The following is a 24,870-nucleotide window of genomic DNA, read 5'->3' as shown; positions in this document are numbered from 1 at the left end:
TTATATAAAGCTAACTAATTTCCCTACAAATCTCTCTTCCTCAAAAGAAGAAGCGAGGAATAGACAAAAATTAAAGTCCAAACGATTACAATGGCCAGTTGATACCAGTGAATCCCGTAATCCTTGTCCAGTTCGCTGCCTATCTGGCTGGCGGCCGTTTGTACGGCGTTCAGCCTGGAGAAAGGTTCCACGATAAGGTTGCTCATCGATTCCAGGGGGAAGAACTGTGCGATGCCCGAAGCGATATCTGCATCTTTAAAGATCCTGAATCTCATGATGGCATAAACGATCCCTTCAAAAATAGCCCATACTACCAGGAAACCCAAGGCAAAAGCCGATCTTTTAACCAGGATGCCAAGAAACATACAGAAAGCGAAAAATCCGGTAAGCTTTATAAAATAGGCGAGCAGGTACTCAAGATCTGAGAAAATGATAGATATTTCGTTATAGTCTGAAAATGATAATCCAAGGATCATACTTACTATAAAAAGAAATAATGTGGAAATCCCGGCGAACACCAGAACTGTAAGAAATTTCGACATTATGAACTCTTTTTTGCTGAGCCCGTCGATAAGGTTCTGTTTGATGGTTCGGTTGCTATATTCGTTCGACATCATGGAAACGATCACGATGGCCAGGAATAGTTTCAAGATCGCGGCTATATAACTGTTAAAGTGCCAGATGTAGGGGAAGTTGAAAATTCCCTGGTCTGCAACTCTGAATTCGATCTCACCTATATTGAATTCAATTGAAGCAATAAGGGCGATGAAAGTGATCAGGATAAAATAGGTGATGATCAATATCCTGGCTGAACGGCTGTAGCGTAACTTATTATATTCTATTTCGAGTAATCGTAACATTAATTCTGCTTGGTTTGGTTGGTTAATTGAAGGAACTGTTCTTCCAGGCTTTCCTTACGCATGCTTAGGTAAGATAGGGAAAGCCCTTTTTCAAAAAGATAGCGGTTAATCTCATCTGCCTGCATAGGTTCTTCCAGGATAGCCGTTAGCATTCCTTCCTTGTAGGAGATCTTTCCGATCTTAGGATGGGTTTTCAGCAGTTCTTCAAGCTTTTCCATGTTGGCTGCTCTAAGTTCAAAAAATCCATGGCTGTTGATGATCTGGTCCACCGGCCCGCTGTACAACTTCTTTCCTTTCCTGATGATCACTACATGCGAACAAACCTTCTCTACTTCATCAAGCAGGTGAGAAGCCAGCAGAATCGTTGTTCCACCGGCTGCGATCTTCCTGATGATCTCCCTTATCTGGTGTATTCCCTGAGGATCCAGCCCGTTAGTAGGTTCATCCAGGATCAGTATTTCCGGGTCGTTCAACAGGGCAGAAGCGATAGCAAGACGTTGTTTCATACCAAGAGAAAAAGTGCTGAACTTACTGTCCTTACGATCCAAAAGTCCTACGATCTCCAGTTTTTCCAGGATCTTGCTTTTGTTAGTTCCCTTAATCTTGCAGACGAGGGCGAGGTTTTGTTCCGCCGTCATATATGGGTAAAAGTTAGGATGCTCGATAATGGCACCTACTTTTTTCAGAGCTTCATGGGTAGACATATTACCGTCGAACCACCTGAATTCTCCTGAGGTCTTGTTAACCACATTCAGGACCATACCAAGGGTAGTGGATTTTCCGCTACCGTTCGGGCCCAGAATGCCATAGACATTTCCCTTTTCTATGCTAAAACTTAAATTATCAACGGCAGTGATCCTGCCGAATTTTTTAGTTAGGTTATTTAAACTTAAAATTGTTTCCAAGATTGGTGAAGTGTTTAAAATACGACGCCTAAAATAGGATTTTGTTACAGCTTTCGCTATAATAAGCTTAATTTTGAGCAAATCGAGGAATACTATGGATGAAAAACTGATGTCTAAGAAGAAGCCTGCATTTCCTATCAATGAGCGCTTCAACCGATATCTGGCCAAATATAATCGCAATACTAAAATCCCTGTTTTTTACGACGACCTGCTAAGGTTTTCTGGTTCTATCGTGGTTTACGATCAGCATGACGAAGATACCTTCTGGGTAAGATGTTATTATCCCGATCATGAACGCCTGGAAATAGATAATAGTCTTAAGAAGGTGTATACGATCCTACATTCAGATGGTAGTGATGACTCGCTGGATTATCTGAATGTGGATGCCATCGATTACTGTACCTTCGGGAACTCCAAGCCTTTCCGGGTTAAGGTTAGGAACATCCTAAATGATAGTTTTACCTATTTCTATGTAAAAAAGGCAGATGCTTCCAGGTTGTATGGCCTTGAATTCGAGCATTTGCTGTCTCCACACCGAATCAATTTCCTGGTCTATAAGGATACGCTTATCGAGGAGCATATTGCGGGTATTCCAGGTGATGTCTTTATAGAAGACCATTTGCCAAAATGTGATCTCAGGGCGCAGACCCAGATCGCGAAACAGTTCGTTAAGTTCAACGAACGCTGTACGGTGAGGTTGCTGGGGGATATGCGCTCCTACAATTATGTGGTCATCCCAACCCACGATTTTGACCATGTGGAATACCAGATCAGGGCAATAGATTTCGACCAGCAGTGTTTTGAGGGTAACCTGAAGGTTTACCGTCCGCAATTCTTCAAGGAGAACTACAAAATGGTGAAACTGGTTTCAGATAAACTGGAAGAATCATCTATCGAACAATATCGAAAGGAGGAGAGGTCATTGCTGGCAAAAAGGATGATCAATACCCAAAGCCGGTACAAAGAGTTGATCAGGTGTATGATCAATGACCATGTTTCTACCAAGGATAATGTTAAGGAGCTAAGAAATGATCTGTACGCCTTTTCAAAGGATATGAAGTTCAAACGTGCCAGTACCATGGGACAGATCCTGAGAACGGCCCTGGATTTTGTGAAGCGTAATTACGAGAACGTGAATATGCAGCGACTGCTGGAATAAAAAAAGCTCTAAGCTGTAATCAATACGGCTTAGAGCTTAATATTTTCAGCTTGTAGCTAATATTATTTTTTCTCCTCTTTATTGAAGTAAACCAGGTAGTAGTACATCTGTTTTTCCTCATCCCAGCCTTTTTCAACGAATTTTTCGGCCGAATCTGCATTTACGAAGTCCATTTTAATCTGGATGTTCGTGTCTAAAGTGATCACATTCTTGATCTTTTTACGCGCATCGGTCACTGCCTTGTTAGCGATAGGGAAACTCGTCAGGTCCTCGACCTTATATTTCGGAGCCTTTTCAGTCTTGTAATTCTGAAATTCGGGGATGAGGGCCGGGTTGTCGATCACAGAGTTAATGTAATTGCTTTCCTCGAAATCGTCATTTTTCGCGAAATAATCCATGCTTCTATTCATGAACATTACCTCCTGCTTCTTGTCTTCAGCAGGCAGTACCACGTCTTTGGCGAAATTCTTGGCGAAGTTCAGGTAATTCTTGGTGAAATAGTTCTCATCGGCAAGCACATCCACACCCAGGAAGTTTTCCAGCCAGTATTTTGTATCGTATTTATTAGAATCTACGGATAGGATCTTGTATCCTTCAGTCCTGTTCTTGTTGAAGATGATCGCTCCTTTGTCAAGTTTCTGTAGGTTCACACCCTGCTGAACGATCATTTCAAGATTGCTTTGTTTCTGTTCGAACTGAAGGAAATCATGTTTCAATTCAGACTTAAAGATCCCGATGGCCGAAACCTTTTCATTGTCAAGTTGCATCCCTTCAAAATAGACCACATAAACCTCCCCACTTTTGATATGCGGGTGAGTGGACTGCTCATAAAGAAGCGTAGCGATCTTTTTCGAGTATTCATGGGTGTTGTAAGGATCGTCAAAGATCTGGTTGCTCAAATTATAAAGTTCATTGAACTCTATATCAGATTCATGATGAAATCGATAATAAGACTCTTCCTTTTCACGGAAGGGTTTCAGAAAATATTCCTTGATCAGCGGTTTGATCTCATCGTTCAAATGAAAGGTAGAAGCTGAAATGAACATATTCTCACCGCGATTCTTGTTTCCCACCCGGTGGATGGAAAGGGATTCAATTTGGGCATTAAAAAGATTGATCATCTATGTCTGAAATTTTGACTAAATAAAATTGAAAAATGTGAATTCTGAAAGAAGTTTTTTCAGAAGAAATTAACCGGCCTGTGGAAAAGACCCTGAATTAATTCCAGTTTTCGTCGAATTCGAAATCGTCGTAACCATCTGTGTCAAAGTCATCGTCGAAATCCCCGTTCAAAAGGCCTTCGTCTTCTCCTTTAAATTCTTTCTCGGGAGCGCTGTCTGGAATTTGTCCGTGAACATACATCAGGTTAGGATAATCACGTCCTTCCTCGATCTCGGCGATCTGGCCAAGCTCCACGAAGAAGGTCCACATTTTAAGGAAATCGTAAACGTAGATAAGTTTGGTCTGTTTTTCAGAAAGGATGCTGTCCAGGGAGGTTTCGTTCATCAGTTTTATGGAGGTGTCGTGACCGCTCATATCGAACTGGTGGATCTCCTCGCCCTGATTCCATTCGTCATCACTTATGTAAAAGGAAGCCATTTCGGTCCCATCAAATCCAAAAGACTGAACAATCGTATTGTGAAGGTCCTCCAGGGTGCTTTCCTGAAGCATTTCTATATCCCTAAACACATCTTCATCAGCATCGAGAATTACTCGGAATCTATAAACCATAACTAAAAAATTTGGAGTGCAAAGTTACAATTTTTTAATTTTCTTAGTTGCATAAAGGCTTTCCAATAACAGGTAAAACTGGAATCCAAATAGCAGGGAAGCTATCACTAGATGCAGCGGCTGTGAGAGGAAAGGAAAATCGAAGTTGTACATGGCAACCCCTGTGGCTACTTCCAGCAGGATAAGGGCGATCACGATATTGATCCTGTTGAGGTTCAAATCGAGTTTACGGTTCTTCCACCAGAGCGCAAGATTTACGAGCAAAACGATAATCGAAAAAGAACGATGCAAGTAAAAAGTGATATTGGGATCTGCCAGCCAGAGGTTTTTGGCATTATAACCAAGACTGCGTACCTGTTCATCTACGAATTGCCTTACCTGGGTGCCCATAACCACCTGGATAAGGCTTAAGAACACCGCCAGGATCATCAGGTTCTGGAAAGTGCTGGTCTTGAATTTATCTTCTCCCTTTTCTGCAGAAACATAAAGAAGGTACAACAAAACCGCGACGATTACCAGGGCCATGACCATATGGATGGTGATCTTTGCAGGGGCAAGGACAGAATAAACCACGGTAGCTCCAAGCCAGGCCTGGAATCCCATCATAAATACACAAAGCCAGGACAGAAAAGTGATCCGTTTTTTATACCTAAATTTTTTGATGGATAGGAAGGCCATAATGAGAACTGCCAGTCCGGCAAGTGCTCCTACCAGCCGGTTGATATATTCCACCCAGGTGTGGGTTGGGTTAAAGATAGCGTAATCATGCTTGGTATAATCCTGCCAGTTTGCCGGGTCATAGGTATCCTCGGTGGTAAAATCCTGGTTTGCAACTTTCAGGCTTTCATCTACGATGATCACCTGGCCCTTTTTAAAACTTTTTTTAGGCTGGAACTGAAGTTCAGAGACTTCGGTGGGAGGGATGTAATATCCAAAACATTTTGGCCAGTCTGGGCAACCCATGCCAGAACCGGTCATTCTTACCACGGCGCCGGCCACGATCACCAGGTAGACCAGGATAAGCGAGGTTTTTACAAGTTTACGATACATCGAATAGCATAAAAGTTAGTAATACAAAATGCTTATGTTTTTGAGGTTTATTTTACACTAAGCCCCAGTTTTTCTCCTTTTTTCAGCATAAAATCACGGGCCGGTTCATATTCATTAGGGATCTCACCCTCCAGGATAGCCTCTTTAATGGCATCCTTGATCATCCCCACCTCGCGGCTTGGCTTGATTCCAAAGGTCTCCATGATCTCTTCACCGCTAACCGGAGGCTGGAAATTCCTGATATGGTCCCGCTCTTCTACTTCCTGTATCTTCTGCCTTACCAGCTGGAAATTATTATGATATTTCCTATATCGCTTGGGATTCTTTGTGGTGATATCTGCCTCGCAAAGGGTCATAAGGTCCTCGATATGGTCTCCCGCATCAAAAATCAGCCTGCGTACCGCCGAATCGGTGACACTGTCATCGGCTATGGCAATGGGCCTGGAACTCATCAGCACCATTTTCTGAACGAATTTCATTTTTTCGTTAAGGGGAAGCCTGAGCCTCTTAAATAATTTAAAGACCATTTTAGCTCCAACAAATTCATGGCCATGGAAGGTCCAGCCGATCTTCTTATGGAACTTTTTAGTAGGAGCTTTCCCGATATCGTGCAGCAGCGCAGCCCACCTTAACCAGAGGTCACTGGTATTTTCAGAAATATTATCCACGACTTCTAAAGTATGCCAGAAGTTATCCTTATGCTTCTGTCCCTCAACCTCGTCTATTCCCTGCAGGGCCGTTAGTTCGGGAAGTATCTTTTTAAGAAGCCCGGTCTTATATAGCAGCGCAAAGCCCTTGGATGGTTTGTCGCTTAACATGATCTTGTTAAGTTCATCAAGGATGCGCTCCTTGGAAATGATCTTTATACGATCCTTATTTCGTTTGATGGCCTTTAGGGACTCAGCTTCGATCATAAAATTCAGCTGGGTGGCGAACCGGATGGCCCGGTACATTCGCAGTGGATCATCAGAATAGGTAATATCCGGGTCCAGCGGAGTGCGAATAATCCTGTTCTTAAGATCTTCATAGCCGTTGAAAGGATCGAGAAGGTCACCGAATCCATTTTCATTGAGTTTCAGCGCCAGGGCGTTTATGGTGAAATCGCGGCGATTCTGGTCATCCTCAAGACTTCCGTCCTCTACGATGGGCTTGCGGCTGTCCTTACGGTAGCTTTCCTTACGGGCGCCGACAAATTCAATTTCCATATCACCAGAACGCAACATGGCAGTGCCAAAATTCTTGAATACCTGAACCTTGGGTTTATGAGGTAGTTTTTCTGAAACCTTCTTGGCAAGCTCGATCCCGCTTCCAATCGCAACGATATCGATATCTTTAGGCTCTCCGCGCTCAAGAATATGATCCCGAACGAAACCTCCAATCACATAAGCATCTACTGATAGCTCATCGGCGGCTTCAGAAATGACATTGAAAATTTTATGATGTAAAGCTTTCCTGTAATTGTGGTATTTCGGCATCTGTTATTTGCGTATCACTCTCACCTGACCATCGTTACTCAGCTTGATAATTGCTGAAGGTCGAGGCGATTTTTTTGAACGCTGCAAATTTACTACATAGTCGACACCTTTTAAAATTTGCGGGGTGATTTGATCGAATGATTGTGGAGTAGGCTGCCCACTCACGTTAGCCGAGGTAGAAACCAGTGGCCTTTTCATTTTTTTGATAAGTTCTGAACAGAAGGTATCCCTTACTACTCTTATGCCCAGGGTATCATCTTCGCCCACAAGATTTTCTGCGATCCTGATGGGTTTGTCATAGATCACCGTAGTAGGTTTTTTGGCATATTTCAGGATGTCGTAAGCCATTTCCGGCACTTCTTCCACGTACTGCTCCAGCATTTTAAAGTTTGAAACCAGGCAGATCAGAGCCTTGGACTCTTCCCTTTTTTTAAGCTGGTAGACTTTGTCTACAGCCTCAGCGTTGGTAGCATCACAGCCAATTCCCCAAACAGTATCTGTGGGGTAAAGAATGATACCTCCTTTTTTTATTACTTCGAGACAATTTCTAACTTCCTGATCTATTTTCTCCATATAGCACTTTTTTATATTCAGCCAGGGTTTGCCTGGCCATTTCTGTAGAGGTAAAGTTCTCGATCAGTTTCTTATATGACCTTTCAGTGAATTTTTTCTGCAGAACTTTATCCTGGGACAAAGCTATCAATTTATCTGCTAATCTGGCGGCTTCGAACGGATTGCTTAACATGCCATTTTCACCATCTGTTATAATTTCGGGGATTCCACCAACATTAGTGCTTACTACAGGAACCCGGTTGTAAAAACTTTCATAGATGAATTGTGGGATACCCTCACTTTGAGAGGTCATAAACGAAATGTCGAACTGGGATATCAATTCTGAAGCTTCCGGTAAAAAGCCCGTAAACATACAGTAATCCTGAAGGTTCTTTTCCCTGATCTGGCGATTGTAATCGGCTGTTCTTTCGGTGATCTTTCCAATTTCGATGAAATAGAAATTTTTCATCCCCAGCCGGTTAACTACACGATCTATGGTAGCTACCCAGGTGCCAAGATCTTTGGCCCTTATATGGTTTGCCACAGTACCCACCAGGATGCTGTCCTTGGGGATATTGAATCTTTCCCTTAATGAACAGGGATTGTTTCCGGGATTTGAAGGCCTTGTACCGTGATAGATCGTGGTTAATTTATTTTTATCCTTTACACTCTCAAATGTCACCCGCCTGGTTTCGTTCGATACGCAGAGGATCTTTTGGATGTTCTTATGGTTGTATTTGTAAAGAGTACGGCCGCGGTCTTTGATGGGGAAGGAGGTTTTTTTACTAAGAACAAAGGGAGGTAAAGCGCTTAATTTTGTCGCCATCACGGCAAGGGTAAGAGCTGTACTGTCGTGAATATGAATTAGGTTTATGCCTTCTCTTTTACATATCCTGATCAATTTCAGAACATACCTGAGATCCGGTTTTATCAGCAATGGAGCTGCAAAAATATTGAGCTTATATGATGAGAATCTTTCTACCGGCTCAGAACCCTTTTTACATAAAACAAAATGTTCCACTTCAGGAAGTTCCAGGCAAAGATTAAGAAGGTGGTTTTCCCCGCCTCCCCAGCTTTTTGCAGCCGAAAGATGAAGTATTTTTGTAGGTTTGACCACCGGAAGTGACATTTATGTTTATTAAATCTTTATTCTAAGAATGCAAAATTAATGGAATTGCGCTGAACCTCGCGCTCATTTCTTCCAAGTTCTGGTATTTTTAGAATCAGTAGATTTTAAAAACTATCTTTGTCGACTTTCTGGCAAACTAAAGCAATTATGAACATTTTACATGTATCTGGAGCTACTAGTTGGGGTGGCAATGAGCAGCAGCTAATGTATTTAATAGATGAGCTGCCTAAACATGGAGTAAAACAGAAATTTTTCTGTTACAAGAATTCGCCTCTTTTTGAGAAATTACAGGATAAACCGGTAGAGATTATTGCTACCGAATATATGAAGCCTCACTCTTCTGGCTATCGGAAAACGCTCACAAAAATTGTCAGAGATCACCAAATAGATATTCTTCATTTACACACTAGTGATGCAGTGACCGGATATGTGCTTGCGGATATTTTCCATAAACTGGATACGCCAACCATATATGCCAGAAAATCCATTCGACGTAAAAATAGTTACCTGAGTCAGTTAAAATATAATTATAAGAATATCCATAAGATCACCTGTATTTCAGAATATGTTAAGCATCATTTCAGTAAGCTGCTTAGCGAGGAAAATAAAAAGAAGCTGGTGATTGTGCGAAATGGCGTAAATCTAAGTGAGAATCAAACTCCTGCTCCATTCCAATTAAGGGAAAAATTAAGTATTCCTGATTCTAAGTTACTGGTGGGAAATATCGCCAATCATACAAAGGCGAAGGACCTGAAAACTTTGGTTAGAGCGATACATCATCTCGTTTTTGAACTTAAATTGACAGATTTTCATCTGGTACAGATTGGAGAATTTACCAAACGAACCGAAGAATACAAGAGTCTGGCGAAAGAGTTGAAGGTCGATAAGTATATTTCATTTATGGGCTTTACCGAGAAAGCCTCACGTTTCCTGCCTCAGTTTGATGTGTTTGTTATGTCTTCTGAAAGAGAGGGTGGACCGTCTTCGGTTATTGAAGCTTTATATTATAAAACTCCGGTTGTTTCTACCAGGGTAGGGGTAGTAGATGAGGTTATAGACCATGGAATAAATGGTTTTTCTGCCCAGGTTGGCGACCATAAGACTCTGGCTGGTTCGATCCTTGAATTACAGAAAAATGCTGAACTAAGAGAGGAGTTTGCCCAAAGGTCCCATGACCTGTTTTTGAAAAATTTCACAGCAGAAAGACTGGGCAGGGATACTTTCGAGGTTTATAAAGAAATATTGAAAGGGAAAAAGCAGAGATAAGATTTATATGAAGTTCATCTTTTCAGATAAAGGCAGGGAGATCACACGAGAACTTGAAAGTTCAATCAAGAATTTCGATTCCAGGGGTGAGGCGCTAGGACCGGGGTTAAGGAACAGCCTGAGAATATTCGAGATTAAGGACTATAAGGTCAATATCAAATCATTCAAGAAACCTAACCTGGTCAACAAGCTCGTCTATAAATATTTCAGGAAATCCAAGGCCGAGAGGTCCTTCAGGAACGCGATCAAATTATTGGAATCCAACATTGGAACTCCTTATCCCATGGCTTATGCGGAAGAGAATATTTCCCTGGTTTTTGGCCGAAGCTATTATGCCTGTTTACAGCAAGATTATGATCTTACCTATCGGGAACTGGTCACTAAAGCAGATTATCCAGATCACGAGAATATTTTAAGGGCTTTTACCCGGTTCACTTTTGAACTTCATGAAAACCACGTCCAGTTCCTGGATCACTCGCCCGGGAATACTTTAATTCAGAGTAAAGGTGGAGATTATAAGTTTTTTCTGGTAGACCTGAATCGAATGAATTTCAAAGAGCTGAATTTTGAAGAGCGCATGCAAAATTTCTCCAGGCTTACCCCGAAAAAAGAAATGGTGAAAGTGATGGCCAATGAATATTCTAAATTGATAGGAAGGCCTGAAGAGGAAGTTTTTGAAAAGATGTGGTTTTATACCAGCCAGTTTCAGGAAAAGTTCCTGAGAAAGAAAAGGCTAAAGAAAAAGCTGAAATTCTGGAAAAAATAAACTATTCCTTTACTGTCCAGGCTTTATGGTAAGTTTTCAGAGTCCAGTATCCCAGTTGCTTTCTAATCTTATATTTCCTGATCAGGTTTGCGGGTTTTTTCTTAAGATAAGACTTGTCCCTGTGTAAAAATTCGATGGAACTATCTATCACTCTTTTGCTGGATTCTCCATCTTCATATGGCTGAGAAAATTTGGCGAAGCTGTCTATTTCCTTTATAAGTTCCTCAGGATATTTCAAGGCCTTGTCGAAGGCGGGTTCAATTTCAGAGATCTTGTGAATGTCTATCAGGTAAGGTCCGGGCATGTTGTTATTAAAGGTCACCACGGGTTTACGCTGAAGCAGGAACTCTATGATCGCCGATGTGGTATCAGAGAACATGATATCAGCCTGTTTGAAAAGCGGGATAAGATTTGTGGTGTCGTGAAATTCAAAATTCTCATTTTCCAGTTCCCGGAATCTTTGCCTTACAGAATCATCGATTTTAGGATGCAGCGTGGCAAGGAATTTATATTTTCCGGTATTGGAAAGCCTTTCAATTTCATTCACCACCTCCTCTATTAAGGCCAGGCTATAATACCGGGTAAAAGTGGAAGAAATTAGAATTACAGGTTTTTCATTTCTGGTGGTTTCCAAGGGGAAAAGCGGGTCCATTTTTGACCAGCCGGTCTCCATCACCTCGAAACTCTGATATTTTTGCTGTTGTTTTTTAAAAGGACCGGTGCTTGATGGCCCCTGCGTACAATACAGGTCGAAAAAATGCCGAATGACGAACTGGTCAGTTCCCTTTCTTTTATTAGCCGGGAAACCGTGAAAGATCTGGACCTTCAGTCCGGGGAAGAAATCGGGAACCGTATCTGTGGCTGCGAATACGATATGGGGATCGTATGTCATTACTTCTTCTACCGAATCAAGAAGCTGGCCGTTTTCGGGAAAAAGCTTTTTAGGCTCTTCCATTCCTGAAAACCATTTTACCTCATAACCTCGCTTCAAGATCTCTTCCTGCAATGGTTTCCCAATAGGTATCGCGTAATCGTGGTTAATAAAGATCAAGAAACGGTACTTCATTTAGAATTGTTCTTTAAGAATTGCTCTAGTTTATCCTGTAAGAGTTCCGGTTTAAAAGAATTGTACAGTTCTTTCCACTCCTTTTTCAGGCTTTTTTCAGGTTTCCCCTGGAAGATTTCAGGTTTATAATCGCGCAGGTGCACCGAAACATTTTTTTTGCCATCTTCATAAATATTCCAGTTTTCCTTATTCAGTGGAGGGGAGAATATGGCGAAAGTGGGTACACCCAGGGCCTTGGCCATGTTAACCGCACCGCCTTCGTTACCTATTAAGGCATCGCAATGATAAGTAAGGCCGAAAAATTCACGCAGGCTTTTACCATAAATTTCCGGGTGAATTTTTTCCCGTGTCTCTGGAGCACAAAATCCTATTAGTTTCTCCACCTCATTCTTTTGAGAAGGAATATAATTTAAAAGCAGGTTGGCTGAGGTTCTTTCTACTATCTTGTCCAAAAGTCGGGCAAGGTAAGAGAGGGGATAAGTCTTCTTTTCTGAACTTCCCAGCGCCCCGATCATATAGAGGTTCTCAGAAAGATCTATACCGTTGTTCTCCAGTGTCTGCTTCGCTGCAGATATTTCTTCATCTTTCAGGTATATCTTCGGCTTGATTTCCCTTGGGAAATTGTCTGAAATCGGAGAAAGCATTCTAAGCCTTTTTTCTATGGCTGCTCCTGCATTTGTTTGTGCCTCTATCTTCCTGCTGAAGACATGGGTACAAAGCGGTCGAGTATATTTCTTATTGTAAGCGATTCTGAATTTAGCTCCGGAGAGTCCAGTAAGTAAAGCGGTTCTTAGGTTGGAGTAAACATCTATCACCGCGTAGTAATTTTCCTTTTTAGCATTTTTGATCAGGCTTCTCAGGCTCTGGTCTTTTTCCGGCATGATAAATTTATCGATATGCGGATTATGCTGTACCACCGGGAAAGTATGCTCATAGATCATGTAATGCAATTCGGCTTCTGGAAATTCCTTTCGCAGGGCCTCAAAGAGGATTGAGGATGTAAGCACATCCCCAATCATTTTCATTTGTATTACAAGTATCTTCAAATCTGTGTTCTAAACTGCCACGTTGTATTCACGCAGGGCCTCGTTAAGGGAGGTTTTCTTATTGGTGCTTTCCTTACGTTTTCCAATGATGAGGGCACATGGCACCTGGTACTCACCCGCAGGGAATTTCTTGGTGTAACTTCCCGGGATCACTACAGATCTTGCCGGTACATATCCCTTGAATTCTTTAGGCTCTTCACCGGTCACATCTATGATCTTAGTGGAGGCGGTAAGCACTACATTAGCTCCAAGTACGGCTTCCTTTTCGATTCTGATTCCTTCTACCACGATACTTCTTGAACCAAGAAAAGCATTGTCTTCCACGATCACCGGCGCAGCCTGCAGTGGTTCAAGTACACCGCCAATTCCAACACCACCGCTAAGGTGAACGTTTTTACCTATCTGGGCGCAACTTCCCACTGTAGCCCAGGTATCCACCATGGTTCCCTCGTCTACATAGGCACCAATATTTACATAGCTAGGCATCATGATCACGCCAGATGATATATAGGCTCCATGTCTGGCTACCGCATTAGGCACTACACGGATGCCCTTTTCTTTATAACCTCTTTTTAAAGGCATTTTGTCGTGATATTCAAAAATTCCTGCCTCCAGGGTTTCCATTTTCTGAATAGGGAAATAAAGTACTACGGCCTTCTTAACCCACTCGTTCACCTTCCAGCCGTCTGTGGTTGGCTCAGCCACGCGTAGTTCACCTTTATCCAAAAGCTCGATCACTTCCCTTATAGCGTCTGTAGTTTCATTTATTTTAAGGAGGTCCCGGTTGTTCCAGGCCTTTTCGATTTTCTCTCTTAAAGCGTCCATTTTCAAATTTTTTCCAAATATAACAGCTATAAAGCAATATTTATGGACAAACGAATATAAACCTTACCTTTGCGTAAATTTTTGAAATGCCCAGAATTTTAGCCCTGGATTACGGAACCAAACGAACGGGAATAGCCGTTACCGATGAACTGAAGATGATCGCTTCCGGTCTTACTACCGTGCAAACTCCCGAGCTAATAGATTTCCTGGAGAACTATTTCAATAATGAAAAGGTGGAACGTGTGCTGGTCGGAGAACCCAAAAGGATGGACGATACACCTTCCCAGAGTGAAGTTCATATTCAGGAGTTTTTGAAACGATTTTCAGAAAAATTCYCTGAAATGCCACTGGAAAGGGTAGATGAACGATTTACCAGCAAGATGGCCATGCAAAGTATGATCGATGGAGGCCTAAAGAAAAAAAAGCGTCGCGATAAGGCACTGGTAGATGAGATAAGTGCGACCATCATCTTGCAAACCTGGCTGTACGAATAAGTGGTTTAAAAGTAAGAAATTGCAGGTTTAAAAGTCTGCCAGAATTATAATTAGATTAAATATTAAAGAGGCTTATAGCTTTTGGCTTAAAGCTGAAAACTTAAAATATGATTTTACCAATTGTAGCATATGGAGATCCGGTTTTAAAGAAAAAAGCAAAAGAGATCGATAAGGATTATCCTAAACTGGAGGAATTGATAAACAACATGTGGGATACCATGTACAATGCCTATGGGGTTGGTCTGGCAGCGCCACAGGTAGGACTTCCTATCAGGATGTTCATGATAGATCCAGCACCTTTTGCGGAAGATGAAGAGCTTTCAGAAGAAGAAAAAACAGAATTAAAGGATCTGAGGAAGGTATTTATTAATCCGCAGATCATTGAGGAAGAAGGGGAAGAATGGGCTTTTAGTGAAGGCTGCCTTAGTATTCCTGAAGTACGTGAAGATGTTTTTAGAAAACCAGATATCACCATCGAATATTACGACGAGAACTGGGAAAAACATACTGAAAATTACAGCGGACTGGCGGCAAGAGTAATCCAGCATGAATACGATCATATTGAAGGGATTCTGTTCACCGATAAGCTTTCCAGCCTGAAAAAGAGATTGATAAAAGGCAAGCTTGCGAATATTTCGAAAGGCAAGATCAATGTTGAATATAAAATGAGGTTTCCCCTGGCAAAAAAAGCCCGCTAAAGGCTTTGATAATTGATAATGGGGATGGATATTTGCCAACTTAAATTAAAAAAGTACTATGGGATTAGATAAAATTCTTGCTATTTCTGGAAAACCTGGTTTATATGAGCTAACGGCTCAAACCAGAGGTGGCTTTGTTGCAAAATCTTTAATGGACGGGAAGAAGATCGCGGTGAATATGCGTCACAACGTAAGTATTTTGAGCGAGATCGCTATTTATACTTATATTGAAGAGATTCCGTTAGGCGAGGTTTTTGAAAAGATCAAGGAGAAGGAGAACGGTGAGGAAACCATTAGCCATAAATCCTCAAAAAAGGAGCTTGAGAATTACTTTTCTGAAGTTTTACCAGATTATGATGAAGATAGGGTGTATGCCAGCGATATGAAGAAGATTTTCCAGTGGTACAATATTTTGATCAATAACGGATTTACTGATTTTTCAAAGGAAGAAAAAGCTGAAAAAAATAAGGACGAGGAAGAATAGTATTCTCATTCCTTACCAAATAGATAAAAGCTGAAATTTCTGATTTCAGCTTTTTTTATGTTTTAATATTAGTCATTTTGAACCCGTTTTAGGGTCTCATTTTAGAACTGCGAAAACATCTGATCGTTCCAGAATCTGTTGTTTTTGTCATTTCGACCGAAGGGAGAGATCTCTGGTTTAAACAAGATTTCGCAGTCGCTTTGCTTCTTCGAAATGACAAACCGGTAATACTTTTGGTCAATTGATCCAATTCGGTGCTCCAACTCCCGATGCTTCGGGACAGTATGACGTTATAAAATTTATAGTGAAAAGTCACCCTGAACTCGTTTCAGGGTCTCGTTTTAAAGATTTTGATACTTCTAGTTATTCCGAATTTTCTTGGATTTGTCATCTCGACTAAAGGGAGAGATCTCTGGTTTAAACGAGATTTCTGAGTCGTTTCACTTCTGCGCAATGACAAACCGGTAATCCTTTTGGTCAATTAATCTAATTAAATGCTAAAACTCCCGAGGCTTCGGGACAGCGTGACATTTTGAAATTTATAGTACCACCTCACCCTGCATTAGTTTCAGAGTCTCATTTTAGAACTGCGGAAACTTCTGATCGTTCCAGAGTCTCTTGCTTTTGTCATCTCGACCGAAGGGAGAGATCTGTGGTTTAAACGAGATTTCTCAGTCGCTTTGCTTCTTCGAAATGACATTTGTAAATTAAGGGTCTCATTTTAGAACGGCGGAAACTATTAATGGTTCCGGAGTCTCTTGGATTTGTCATCTCGACCGAAGGGAGAGATCTCTGTTTTTAACAAGATTTCTCAGTCGTTTCACTTCTTCGAAAGGACCTGCTATGGTTTGATTTTTTAGAACTTAAGCCCGAAAACAAAGGCCCCGTTCCTTTCCCCTCCAAAATCTGAAACCACGTAATCCAGCCTAAGGAACCTGTATTTCCCGAATCCAAGATTATCCAATCCTATTGAATATTCTGAATATGGCCCGCGATCTTCGGTTACTAATCTGTGCGCTCCCAGTATCAGGTTAAAATTAAGCTTGTTTATTAATGGCAATTTCCCCAGGGCCCAACCCTGGAAGTCGTGCTCGGCATGAAATTCAGCGTAATTTTTATTGGTGCTGAATTGATAATAAGGCATCAGATTAAATTTCCCCACATAGCTGCCAAAACCAATTCGAGTTTGGTTCCCATCGAAATGCTGGTAATCTACCAGGCTTGTATTATTGGAGTTAAGAAATAGACCGGCATTTACCAGGTAGCTTAACTGTCCCTTATTCCCCAGACCAAGGTCCTGCTTTACCTGTCCCTTGAACTGGTCAAAATTGTACTGGCTTTCACTTCCGCCAAAACCTTTTTCCCAGGCCAGTTTTAGTTTCGGAAATTTAGATTCATAAACATTATACCTGCCATCGGGATAGCTCATATATTTCTGCCCGAAAGTAATATCTGCAGAAAATTCGGTCTTAAATAACGAGTGTTCTGCGAAAGGTAAGCTGCCGAAATTCTGAGGCTCCAGGGGATTATTAGAGGTGTATTCCCGGTCTTCCCAGTCTATGATCACATGATCTGTGTGATTGGTCAATGCCTGCCGGTTCTCCCAGCCAAATTCACCAACCAACCTGATCCCGGGAAACACATCAACGCCATAGCCGATATTGGCGAAGCTCTTCTCATAAAGTTTCATGTAATTCCGTTCAAAGAAAATGGTGGTGATGCTATTTAGAAGGGGAGCGATAGGTTCTCTATCGTTTATTTGTTTTGCTGCCGTACCCCCGGTGATCCTAAGAAAAGCCTTATCGAAATTGTTGAATTTTTTTTCAAAACCTCCGCTGAACCTGAACCTGTCTTCGCTTAGCCCGTAGTCTATATCTGAAAATAATCGCCAGTAATTTCTTTGGTTTTCCCCGGTCCGTTGCCGGTAAGAGATAGTAACGTCGGTATTCCATCCCTGAACGGTGTTGAAGCCGATCCCTGAAATGGGAGGACTTATGCTGAAACTTCTATGCTTCCAGGAGTTGGTATAGGAATATCCAAAAAGAACATCGGTAAAACCGAATTTATTCCTTTTTGCATCTACGGAATCCTTATATTTTTTGGTGCTCCTCACTTCCTGTATGCTATCCTTGCGCACGTAGTCGCTTATTTCTTCACCTGTAAGTGGCACGGGCCTGTTCTTTTGCCAGTAAAGAGAGTCCTTTTGGTTCGCCTGCTCTTCAAAATTCAGGATCTCCCTTCCAAAGCTATCTTCGGTAAAAGAGGGGCTAAAGTTGTAGTTGCTGTACACCGCGGTGAACCTGCCATCGCCGCCAAAACCGAATATTTTAAAACTGAAATCAACGCTTTGCGAAATTTGGATATACAGGTCATTTTTTTTGGAATATTTATAGTTTTGGATAAAGACCAGTTCCTCGATGGGAGGGACCTGTACCGCCTGCCCGGTGGTGCGAAGCTCGACCCCATAGATCTGCCAAAGGTCTTCCACTATGTAAATAATTCCAGAAAATACCCGGTCGTTCTCCCTTTTCGGACTTACCCTTATCTTATTGATCATATTGCCCCAGTCATCGAAAAAAGTACCTTCCAGTTCATAGCGATAATAATTAAAGGCATACTCAGCGATTGGAGAGACCATTTCACTGTTGATCTCCAGGGTGTTCTCATAAAAGGAAAAATAAGCCTCCTGTGCAGAGTTTAGGCTGAACCCGTTATCATCGCCGCTTACCTTGGAGGCGATGATCTTTTCCTTAAAATCATCTGGTTTCTGAAAAGCGATCTTTGAGATGGTCTCACTAAGGTAAACTATTCCGCTCCTTGTGGAATCCAGGCCACCACCCAGGTCTCCAACGTCCTGGCCTAAAATTTTCTCTGGGACATTCTTGATCCGCCATAAACCACGGGAATAGAAATCGGCAGTAAAAGCTTCCAGTTTTTCAGCATTTTCTTGTCTTTTTTCAATGGCCTTCCTGATGATACGATTGGCCGGATTTTCACCGCTATTCACCGTGACCTCGTCAAGGCTGGTGCTTTCAGGGTTAAGGATCACATCCATTTCAATAGGAAATTCGCTGGCTTGTATCTCTTTTTTGAGGGTTTTGTATCCCAGGAACTGGTATACGATATGGTAGCTTCCGGTCTGGGAGATCTTTAGTTCGTAATCGCCTTCTTCATTGGTAGTGGTCCCTTTTGCACCATCTTCGGTATAGATGTTCACATAGGGTAGAGGGGTTCCGCTTTGGTCTTTAACAGTCCCCGTTATTTGCGCATTTACCTGAAGTAACATGAAAAAAGTGCACAGGCCAATTAGCTTTTTCAGCATTGGTTAGATTTTGGATCTTAAAGATAACGCAAAGATTCAGGATTTATTTGTAATCCTTCTGGATACGATCTAAACGGCGTTTATTTTCACGATCCTTGATCGTTTCCCTTTTGTCATATAATTTTTTACCCTTGGCCAGGGCGATCTGAAGTTTGGCCAGCCCGCGATCATTTATGAATAGACGTAAAGGGATAATAGTAAGACCAGAATTGGTCACCTCCTTTTCCAGTTTTCTCAATTCCCTTCTCTGTAACAGTAGCTTTCGCTCGCTCTTGGGATTATGATTAAAATGGGTGGCATGAGAATATTCTTCAACGTGCATATTTATCACAAAAAGCTCGTGGTTGTTGAACTCACAAAAGCTTTCCGCGATATTGGCCTTACCTTCACGTATGGCCTTGATCTCGGTTCCGGCTAGTTTTATCCCCGCAGTATATTTATCCAGGAACTCATAATTGAACTTCGCCTTACGATTCTTAATGTTGATAGAATTCTTCATATACGCACAAAAATACAAGCTTTAAGATAAAATCATACTAAAGCAATTTTAAAATTACCCAGCAGCTTAACCTATTTAAAAATTTTTATTTTTGCCCCCTCAAATTGCTTGCTATGAAAAACCTTTTTTACTTCATTTTTATTCTGCTTTTTGCCAGCTGTGCCGAAGAGAACGAGAAGCTTACCGCTAATCAGATTATTGATAAGGCCATCGAGAATGCAGGAGGGGAAAGGTATAAAAATGCCGAGATAGATTTCAGCTTCAGGAACAGGGAATATAAGAGTACCAGGAATGGTGGCAAGTACCGCCTGGAAAGAAAAATGAAGGATTCTTTAGGGAATAATATTCATGATATCCTTGATAATGATGGCTTGGAGAGATTTGTGAACGATTCCGTTGTACAGGTCCAGGATTCGCTTGTGGTTCCTATCGGAAATTCCGTGAATTCAGTACACTATTTTGTGCACTTGCCTTTTGGACTGAATGCTCAGGCCGCTCAAAAGGAACTTTTAGGAAAGGACAGTATCGCCGGGAGAGAATACTACGAGGTTAAGGTGACCTTTGCTGAAAATGGCGGCGGAACAGACCATGAAGATGAATACTTGTACTGGATAGACACCAAAAATTACGAGGTGGATTACCTGGCTTATAATTTTGAAGAAAATGGTGGTGGTGTAAGATTCAGAAAAGCCTTTAATCATCGTCTCATAGAAGGAATTCGATTTGTAGATTACGAGAATTACAAATATCAGGACATCTCTGTGCCGTTAAGATCACTGGACAGCCTTTACGAACAAAGGGAGCTTGATCTTCTTTCCCTTATAGAGACCAAGGATGTAAGGGTTAAGCTGGGGTCTGATTCTAATTGATATATAGCACCTGGCTCTGCGTGGAGCCATCGGCGAAAACCTGCACGATAAAAAGGGCTCCATTCTCCTTGTCGTCTATATCTTCATATTTTTTTTCGGCAAGGATCGCATTGGCGAATTGAGGTGTGGTGTTGCTATGTCCCACTACCAGCACGGTTTTACCGGCGGTTGACTTTTCAAAAGCTTCATCGAACAGGTTTTTTGGATCATACTTAATGATCTCAAGCTTGTTAAGATCGGCCGTAGGTTGTGCGGTTTGCATGGTTCGCTTATAATCTGTACTGTAAACCGCATCGAAATCTATATCCTTAAAAACTTCAGCCCATTTTTTGGCTCGTTCCAGTCCCTTTCTGGTAAGATCTGAATTCCTGTTCGAAGAATCGCTGCGGTCCTTTTCTGCATGTCGAATCAAGTAGTAAGTAGAAACCGGGTTTTGTACTGGATTCACGGGTTTATCTTCTGAAGGATTACTGACTCCTAAAATTAGGGAAAACAAAATAGTAATAACATTAGCCATAGCCTGAAGGTTTTATTTAATGGTTGGACGCCTGAAATCTAATTTGTTACAGTTTTGTTCTTAAAGTCGATTTGCATAAGGATGAACTGATTGATCTGCTTGGCAAAACTGTTGAAGTTATTATCTGAAACCAGCAGCAGGGATCTTTTTCCGTTCTCCAGGATTGGCCCAAAGCAAATGCCCTCGATATTATCAACGATTCCTTCGGTCAGTTCATCTTTAACCGATTTGAAATTAAATAGCAGCCTCTTTTCAGCAAGTTTATAATCGGCTCCTTTAAGCCTGGGTATGTCCAGGGTGTTGGTGGCCTGGGAAGCATCTATCTCGAATATCTTCACCGTGTTCCCATGAGGACCGTAACCGGCTGAATAAGACCTCTCCAGAATTAGAAACCTGTCCTGGCTAAATTCCAGGATCTCGGTGGCACCGTTTACCGCGAAGTAATTAATGGGTAGCTTGGAAATCCCGTCCAGTTTGTAAGCGAACTGCTTCACCGGCTCTCCCGTTTCCTTGCTGAATTTGGTGATCCTGATATGAGCCCTTGAAGGAAAGATCTTCGGCTTTCCCGAGTCTTTTTCCAATGGGGATTCAGTGGCGACCCAGTAAGCTTTGTTGTCAAAGCTTTCCGAAAGCCCTTCAAAAACACCATTGTTTCTTGGTCTTTGCTCGCCTTTAGCCCGGAAATATTCCGGGATCACGAAGGCATTCTGCACTTCTCCAAGGCTGGAAAGTCGATAAATTCCAGGGTCTTTACCCATGTCAATAAGTCCTTCACTGGCAATTACGAATTCATCCCTGTCTACGTCATACCTGGCTGCCTCAAGATCAAAAACCTGGTCTGAATAATCCTGGGTTGCTTTCAGGCTTATGAGCTGTTCGATACTGATATTCTCGATTTGTTCGCCATTTATTTCGATATCGGCGATATAAAGTCTTGGATTCGACGCCTGGTCACTAACCAGGTAATACTTGCCATTTTTGTAGTCTATACCTGAAAGACCTCCCACGATGGTGTTATCTATGCTAATATTTGGAGCCAGGACAAACTCGTCCAGGAATTCAATTTGCACATTTTCGTCTTCGATCTTCCGGGTAACGGCGCAGCTGCTAAGCAGGATGCTTAATGCGCAGAGACTGAGGATTTTTTTCATGGGTAAGGCTTAAGCGGCAAAAATAACAAATGTTTAAGACAAAAATAGGACTTTGTTAGGGGAGATCGGGACAGGCTTTCTTTACATTTAGCATATTAACACCTAAAACCAATAAGTTATGAATGAAGATCAAATTGAAGGAAAATGGAAACAGATACGCGGAGAGTTCAAGCAAAAATATGGCCGACTCACCGATGATGATGTAACCTATTCTGAAGGGAAGTTTGATGAAATGCTTGGTCGAATGCAAGAGAAAACTGGTAAAACAAAAGAAGAATTGAAAAGGGAAATCGATTCCTGGTAGGAACTATGAATGAAAATAAAAAGGCGATGGATCACTCCATCGCCTTTTTTTTATAGGTTAATTTTATCAGTTATTTTCAGCCAGATGTTCCTGGTTTCTAAATACCAGTTCATCGTCGAACTCATCCAGTAAAATGATGCTATCGGTATGTATCCTTCCAGCAAGTATCTCTTTGGAAAGTTTATTCAATACTTCCCGCTGAACGACTCTTTTTACCGGCCTGGCCCCAAATTGCGGATCGAATCCTTTTTGCGCCAGGTATTTTATAGCTTCCTCGGTAGCATCCAGTACTATATTCTGCTTAGACAACATCTTTTTCACACCCTTCAGCTGCAGGCCAACGATCTGCTTGATATCCTTCTGGGTAAGCGGACTAAACATCACGATATCATCTATCCTGTTGATGAATTCAGGTCGTACACTCTGTTTGAGCAATCCAAGCACCTCGGTTTTTGCTGCTTCCATCGCGGTTTCCAAGTCTTTGATATTCTCGAATTTTTCCTGGATAATATGGCTTCCCATATTGGAGGTCATGATGATGATCGTGTTCTTGAAATCTGCCAGACGACCTTTGTTGTCGGTCAGCCTTCCCTCATCCAATACCTGTAAGAGGATGTTGAAGGTATCAGGGTGAGCTTTTTCGATCTCATCCAGAAGTACCACAGAATAAGGCTTTCTGCGTACAGCTTCGGTCAGTTGGCCACCTTCATCATAACCTACATAACCCGGAGGTGCTCCTACAAGTCTGCTCACCGAATGCCTTTCCTGGTATTCGCTCATATCTATCCTCGTCATTGCCGATTCATCATCGAACAGGTATTCCGCAAGTGCTTTTGCTAACTCGGTTTTACCTACCCCGGTGGTTCCCAGGAACAGGAATGAACCAATTGGCCTGTTCTGATCCTGTAGCCCCGCGCGACTTCTTCTAACCGCGTCGCTCACTGCAATAATGGCCTCGTCCTGGCCAACTACTCGTTTATGAAGGTCTTCCTCAAGTTTTAGAAGTTTTTCGCGTTCGCTCTGAAGCATCTTGGTTACGGGGATGCCGGTCCATTTTGCCACCACTTCGGCGATATCCTCATTGGTCACTTCTTCCTGGATCAGGGATTTCTCATTCTGGTTTTCTGCAACCTTTTGTTGAAGTTTCTCCAGTCTTTCCTGGGCTTCCTTGATCTTTCCATACCTGATCTCAGCCACCTTTCCGTAGTCGCCTTCACGCTCGGCTCTTTCGGCCTCGAGTTTGTATTCTTCGATTTCAGATTTCGCGGTCTGAATATTGTCTACGATCTCTTTTTCGCTCATCCAGCGGGCATGCAGGTCGTTGCGCTCTTCCTTCAGGTTCGCAAGGTCTGCCCTCAGGGATTTCAGTTTGGCTTCATCCTTTTCGCGTTTTATAGCCTCTATCTCGATCTCCAGCTGCATGATCTTACGATCCAGTACATCAAGTTCCTCCGGCTTGGAGTTGATCTCCATCCTTAGTTTGGAAGCTGCCTCGTCCATAAGGTCTATCGCCTTATCGGGCAGGAACCTGTTCGTGATATATCTTTGGGATAGTTCCACCGCGGCAATGATCGCCTCATCCTTGATCCTTACCTTATGGTGAGTTTCATATTTTTCCTTGATCCCTCTCAGGATAGAAATCGCGCTCTCGGTATCTGGTTCTTCCACGGTTACCTTCTGGAATCGACGTTCCAGTGCCTTATCCTTTTCAAAATATTTCTGGTATTCATCCAGGGTGGTTGCTCCAATGGCTCTTAGTTCACCACGGGCCAGGGCAGGTTTCAGGATGTTCGCCGCATCCATGGCTCCCTGTCCACCACCGGCACCCACCAGGGTGTGTATCTCATCAATGAAAAGCACGATATTTCCGTCGCTGGTGGTAACTTCCTTGATCACGGCTTTTAATCGCTCCTCGAATTCACCTTTGTATTTTGCACCCGCGATAAGCGCACCCATATCCAGGGAATAGATCCTTTTATCCTTTAAGTTTTCAGGTACATCCCCATCCACGATACGGTGGGCCAGACCTTCTGCAATGGCAGTTTTACCGGTTCCAGGTTCACCAACCAGCATCGGGTTGTTCTTGGTTCTCCTGGAAAGGATCTGGAGAATTCGTCTAATCTCTTCGTCGCGGCCAATTACAGGGTCTAATTTTCCTTCTTCGGCTAATTGGTTGAGGTTACGGGCATATTTATCCAGAGAATTATAGGTTTCCTCGGCGCTTTGTGAGGTAACCTTATCTCCCTGGCGTAATTCTGAAATAGCGGCTCTTAGTCCCTTTTCGGTCGCTCCCTGGTCCTTCAAGATCTGGGCAACCTTGCTGGAAGACTTAAAAATAGCCAGTATCAAGTGCTCGATTGATACATATTCATCTTCCATTTTCTTGGCAATGGAAGATGCTTCGTTAACTGTTTTTCCGGCTTCACGGGATAACATGATATCTCCACCGCTAACCTTCGGAAAGCTCTCCAGGCTTTTGTCAAGTATCTGGGTAAACAGGTTAACGTTAATGTTCAGTTTTTTCAGCAGGAACGGGGTCACATTTTCGTCTACCATTGTGATGGCCTTGAAAATATGTTCGTTCTCAATCTGCTGATGGCCCATTTCCTGAGCAAGCTGCTGTGCCTGCTGGATAGCCTCTTGTGATTTTATGGTAAAATTATTAAAGTTCATCTATGCTGTTTTTTGGAATTCATATGGCA

At 42.2% G+C, this 24,870-nt stretch carries 24 protein-coding genes; 8 read left to right on the top strand and 16 right to left on the bottom strand.

The window, feature by feature from the left end; translation table 11 throughout:
- Positions 1 to 23 precede the first annotated feature (23 nt).
- Together FLP08_RS01850 and FLP08_RS01845 are read right to left on the bottom strand one after the other, a co-directional pair.
- On the bottom strand, positions 24 to 860 hold the full coding sequence (locus FLP08_RS01850) for an ABC transporter permease (protein ID WP_156273457.1): 837 nt from the start codon (positions 858 to 860) through the stop codon (positions 24 to 26).
- Positions 860 to 1,765, bottom strand: coding sequence for an ABC transporter ATP-binding protein (locus FLP08_RS01845; RefSeq protein ID WP_156273455.1), 906 nt, complete (start codon positions 1,763 to 1,765; stop codon positions 860 to 862). The genes FLP08_RS01850 and FLP08_RS01845 overlap by 1 nt, the downstream gene beginning before the upstream one ends.
- A 94-nt stretch (positions 1,766 to 1,859) precedes the next feature.
- On the opposite strand from FLP08_RS01845, the gene FLP08_RS01840 reads away from it, so the two are divergent.
- Positions 1,860 to 2,924 carry a hypothetical protein gene (locus FLP08_RS01840; RefSeq protein ID WP_156273453.1) on the top strand — a complete coding sequence of 355 codons (1,065 nt, stop codon included), beginning with the start codon at positions 1,860 to 1,862 and terminating at the stop codon, positions 2,922 to 2,924.
- A gap of 62 nt (positions 2,925 to 2,986) precedes the next feature.
- On the opposite strand, the gene FLP08_RS01835 is transcribed toward FLP08_RS01840, so the two are convergent.
- From FLP08_RS01835 to FLP08_RS01810, 6 genes are all read right to left on the bottom strand, one after another.
- The gene (locus FLP08_RS01835; protein WP_156273451.1) at positions 2,987 to 4,045 is read right to left on the bottom strand and encodes a nucleoid-associated protein; all 1,059 of its coding nucleotides are present in this window, start codon (positions 4,043 to 4,045) and stop codon (positions 2,987 to 2,989) included.
- A 97-nt stretch (positions 4,046 to 4,142) separates the two neighbouring features.
- Complete coding sequence (locus FLP08_RS01830; protein ID WP_156273449.1) at positions 4,143 to 4,655, bottom strand: IS1096 element passenger TnpR family protein; 513 nt, start codon at positions 4,653 to 4,655, stop codon at positions 4,143 to 4,145.
- A 24-nt stretch (positions 4,656 to 4,679) separates the two neighbouring features.
- Positions 4,680 to 5,705: a COX15/CtaA family protein gene (locus FLP08_RS01825; RefSeq protein ID WP_156273447.1), complete on the bottom strand. Its 1,026-nt coding sequence runs from the start codon at positions 5,703 to 5,705 to the stop codon at positions 4,680 to 4,682.
- A gap of 47 nt (positions 5,706 to 5,752) precedes the next feature.
- Positions 5,753 to 7,180, bottom strand: coding sequence for a CCA tRNA nucleotidyltransferase (locus tag FLP08_RS01820; protein ID WP_156273445.1), 1,428 nt, complete (start codon positions 7,178 to 7,180; stop codon positions 5,753 to 5,755).
- Between the two features lie 3 nt (positions 7,181 to 7,183).
- Complete coding sequence (locus FLP08_RS01815) at positions 7,184 to 7,753, bottom strand: L-threonylcarbamoyladenylate synthase (RefSeq protein ID WP_156273443.1); 570 nt, start codon at positions 7,751 to 7,753, stop codon at positions 7,184 to 7,186.
- The gene (locus FLP08_RS01810; RefSeq protein WP_156273441.1) at positions 7,728 to 8,861 is read right to left on the bottom strand and encodes a glycosyltransferase family 4 protein; all 1,134 of its coding nucleotides are present in this window, start codon (positions 8,859 to 8,861) and stop codon (positions 7,728 to 7,730) included. Before FLP08_RS01810 ends, FLP08_RS01815 begins: the two co-directional genes overlap by 26 nt.
- A gap of 147 nt (positions 8,862 to 9,008) precedes the next feature.
- Here FLP08_RS01810 and FLP08_RS01805 point away from each other — a divergent pair, with 147 nt between their 5' ends.
- Positions 9,009 to 10,127 (top strand): glycosyltransferase family 4 protein, encoded by a 1,119-nt coding sequence (locus FLP08_RS01805; RefSeq protein WP_156273439.1) that lies wholly within the window; start codon positions 9,009 to 9,011, stop codon positions 10,125 to 10,127.
- Positions 10,128 to 10,134: 7 nt separating this feature from the next.
- On the top strand, positions 10,135 to 10,893 hold the full coding sequence (locus FLP08_RS01800; RefSeq protein WP_156273437.1) for a lipopolysaccharide kinase InaA family protein: 759 nt from the start codon (positions 10,135 to 10,137) through the stop codon (positions 10,891 to 10,893).
- Between the two features lies 1 nt (position 10,894).
- On the opposite strand, the gene FLP08_RS01795 is transcribed toward FLP08_RS01800, so the two are convergent.
- The 3 genes from FLP08_RS01795 to FLP08_RS01785 are packed head-to-tail and all read right to left on the bottom strand — an operon-like array spanning position 10,895 to position 13,830.
- Positions 10,895 to 11,959: a CDP-glycerol glycerophosphotransferase family protein gene (locus FLP08_RS01795; protein ID WP_156273436.1), complete on the bottom strand. Its 1,065-nt coding sequence runs from the start codon at positions 11,957 to 11,959 to the stop codon at positions 10,895 to 10,897.
- Entirely contained in the window at positions 11,956 to 13,005 is a 1,050-nt protein-coding gene (locus FLP08_RS01790; protein WP_156273434.1) for a glycosyltransferase family 9 protein, read from the bottom strand. Before FLP08_RS01790 ends, FLP08_RS01795 begins: the two co-directional genes overlap by 4 nt.
- Before the next feature lie 9 nt (positions 13,006 to 13,014).
- The gene (locus FLP08_RS01785; RefSeq protein ID WP_156273432.1) at positions 13,015 to 13,830 is read right to left on the bottom strand and encodes a 2,3,4,5-tetrahydropyridine-2,6-dicarboxylate N-succinyltransferase; all 816 of its coding nucleotides are present in this window, start codon (positions 13,828 to 13,830) and stop codon (positions 13,015 to 13,017) included.
- Between the two features lie 86 nt (positions 13,831 to 13,916).
- On the opposite strand from FLP08_RS01785, the gene ruvX reads away from it, so the two are divergent.
- From ruvX to FLP08_RS01770, 3 genes are all read left to right on the top strand, one after another.
- Positions 13,917 to 14,324 (top strand): Holliday junction resolvase RuvX, encoded by a 408-nt coding sequence (gene ruvX / locus FLP08_RS01780; protein WP_156273430.1) that lies wholly within the window; start codon positions 13,917 to 13,919, stop codon positions 14,322 to 14,324.
- A 107-nt stretch (positions 14,325 to 14,431) separates the two neighbouring features.
- Entirely contained in the window at positions 14,432 to 15,022 is a 591-nt protein-coding gene (gene def / locus FLP08_RS01775; RefSeq protein WP_156273428.1) for a peptide deformylase, read from the top strand.
- Positions 15,023 to 15,080: 58 nt separating this feature from the next.
- The gene (locus FLP08_RS01770; protein ID WP_156273426.1) at positions 15,081 to 15,506 is read left to right on the top strand and encodes a DUF5606 family protein; all 426 of its coding nucleotides are present in this window, start codon (positions 15,081 to 15,083) and stop codon (positions 15,504 to 15,506) included.
- Between the two features lie 856 nt (positions 15,507 to 16,362).
- Here FLP08_RS01770 and FLP08_RS01765 read toward each other — a convergent pair.
- Positions 16,363 to 18,828 carry a DUF5686 and carboxypeptidase regulatory-like domain-containing protein gene (locus FLP08_RS01765; RefSeq protein ID WP_156273424.1) on the bottom strand — a complete coding sequence of 822 codons (2,466 nt, stop codon included), beginning with the start codon at positions 18,826 to 18,828 and terminating at the stop codon, positions 16,363 to 16,365.
- A 43-nt stretch (positions 18,829 to 18,871) separates the two neighbouring features.
- On the bottom strand, positions 18,872 to 19,327 hold the full coding sequence (gene smpB / locus FLP08_RS01760; RefSeq protein WP_156273422.1) for an SsrA-binding protein SmpB: 456 nt from the start codon (positions 19,325 to 19,327) through the stop codon (positions 18,872 to 18,874).
- A gap of 113 nt (positions 19,328 to 19,440) precedes the next feature.
- On the opposite strand from smpB, the gene FLP08_RS01755 reads away from it, so the two are divergent.
- Complete coding sequence (locus FLP08_RS01755) at positions 19,441 to 20,196, top strand: DUF6503 family protein (protein ID WP_156273420.1); 756 nt, start codon at positions 19,441 to 19,443, stop codon at positions 20,194 to 20,196.
- Here FLP08_RS01755 and FLP08_RS01750 read toward each other — a convergent pair.
- Entirely contained in the window at positions 20,189 to 20,713 is a 525-nt protein-coding gene (locus FLP08_RS01750; RefSeq protein ID WP_156273418.1) for a SixA phosphatase family protein, read from the bottom strand. The genes FLP08_RS01755 and FLP08_RS01750 overlap by 8 nt on opposite strands.
- A gap of 38 nt (positions 20,714 to 20,751) precedes the next feature.
- Positions 20,752 to 21,864, bottom strand: a complete 1,113-nt coding sequence (locus tag FLP08_RS01745; protein WP_156273416.1) for an esterase-like activity of phytase family protein — start codon at positions 21,862 to 21,864, stop codon at positions 20,752 to 20,754.
- 118 nt (positions 21,865 to 21,982) lie between these two features.
- Between FLP08_RS01745 and FLP08_RS01740 the strand changes: the two genes are divergently transcribed.
- The gene (locus FLP08_RS01740; protein WP_156273414.1) at positions 21,983 to 22,168 is read left to right on the top strand and encodes a CsbD family protein; all 186 of its coding nucleotides are present in this window, start codon (positions 21,983 to 21,985) and stop codon (positions 22,166 to 22,168) included.
- Positions 22,169 to 22,234: 66 nt separating this feature from the next.
- Here the strand turns inward: FLP08_RS01740 and clpB are convergent, their stop codons facing one another.
- Complete coding sequence (clpB, locus tag FLP08_RS01735) at positions 22,235 to 24,841, bottom strand: ATP-dependent chaperone ClpB (RefSeq protein ID WP_156273412.1); 2,607 nt, start codon at positions 24,839 to 24,841, stop codon at positions 22,235 to 22,237.
- Positions 24,842 to 24,870: the final 29 nt, after the last annotated feature.

It is taken from the genome of Christiangramia aestuarii, from assembly GCF_009735585.1.
Lineage (GTDB): Bacteria > Bacteroidota > Bacteroidia > Flavobacteriales > Flavobacteriaceae > Christiangramia > Christiangramia aestuarii.
This window is presented reverse-complemented; position numbering and strand designations above follow the sequence as displayed.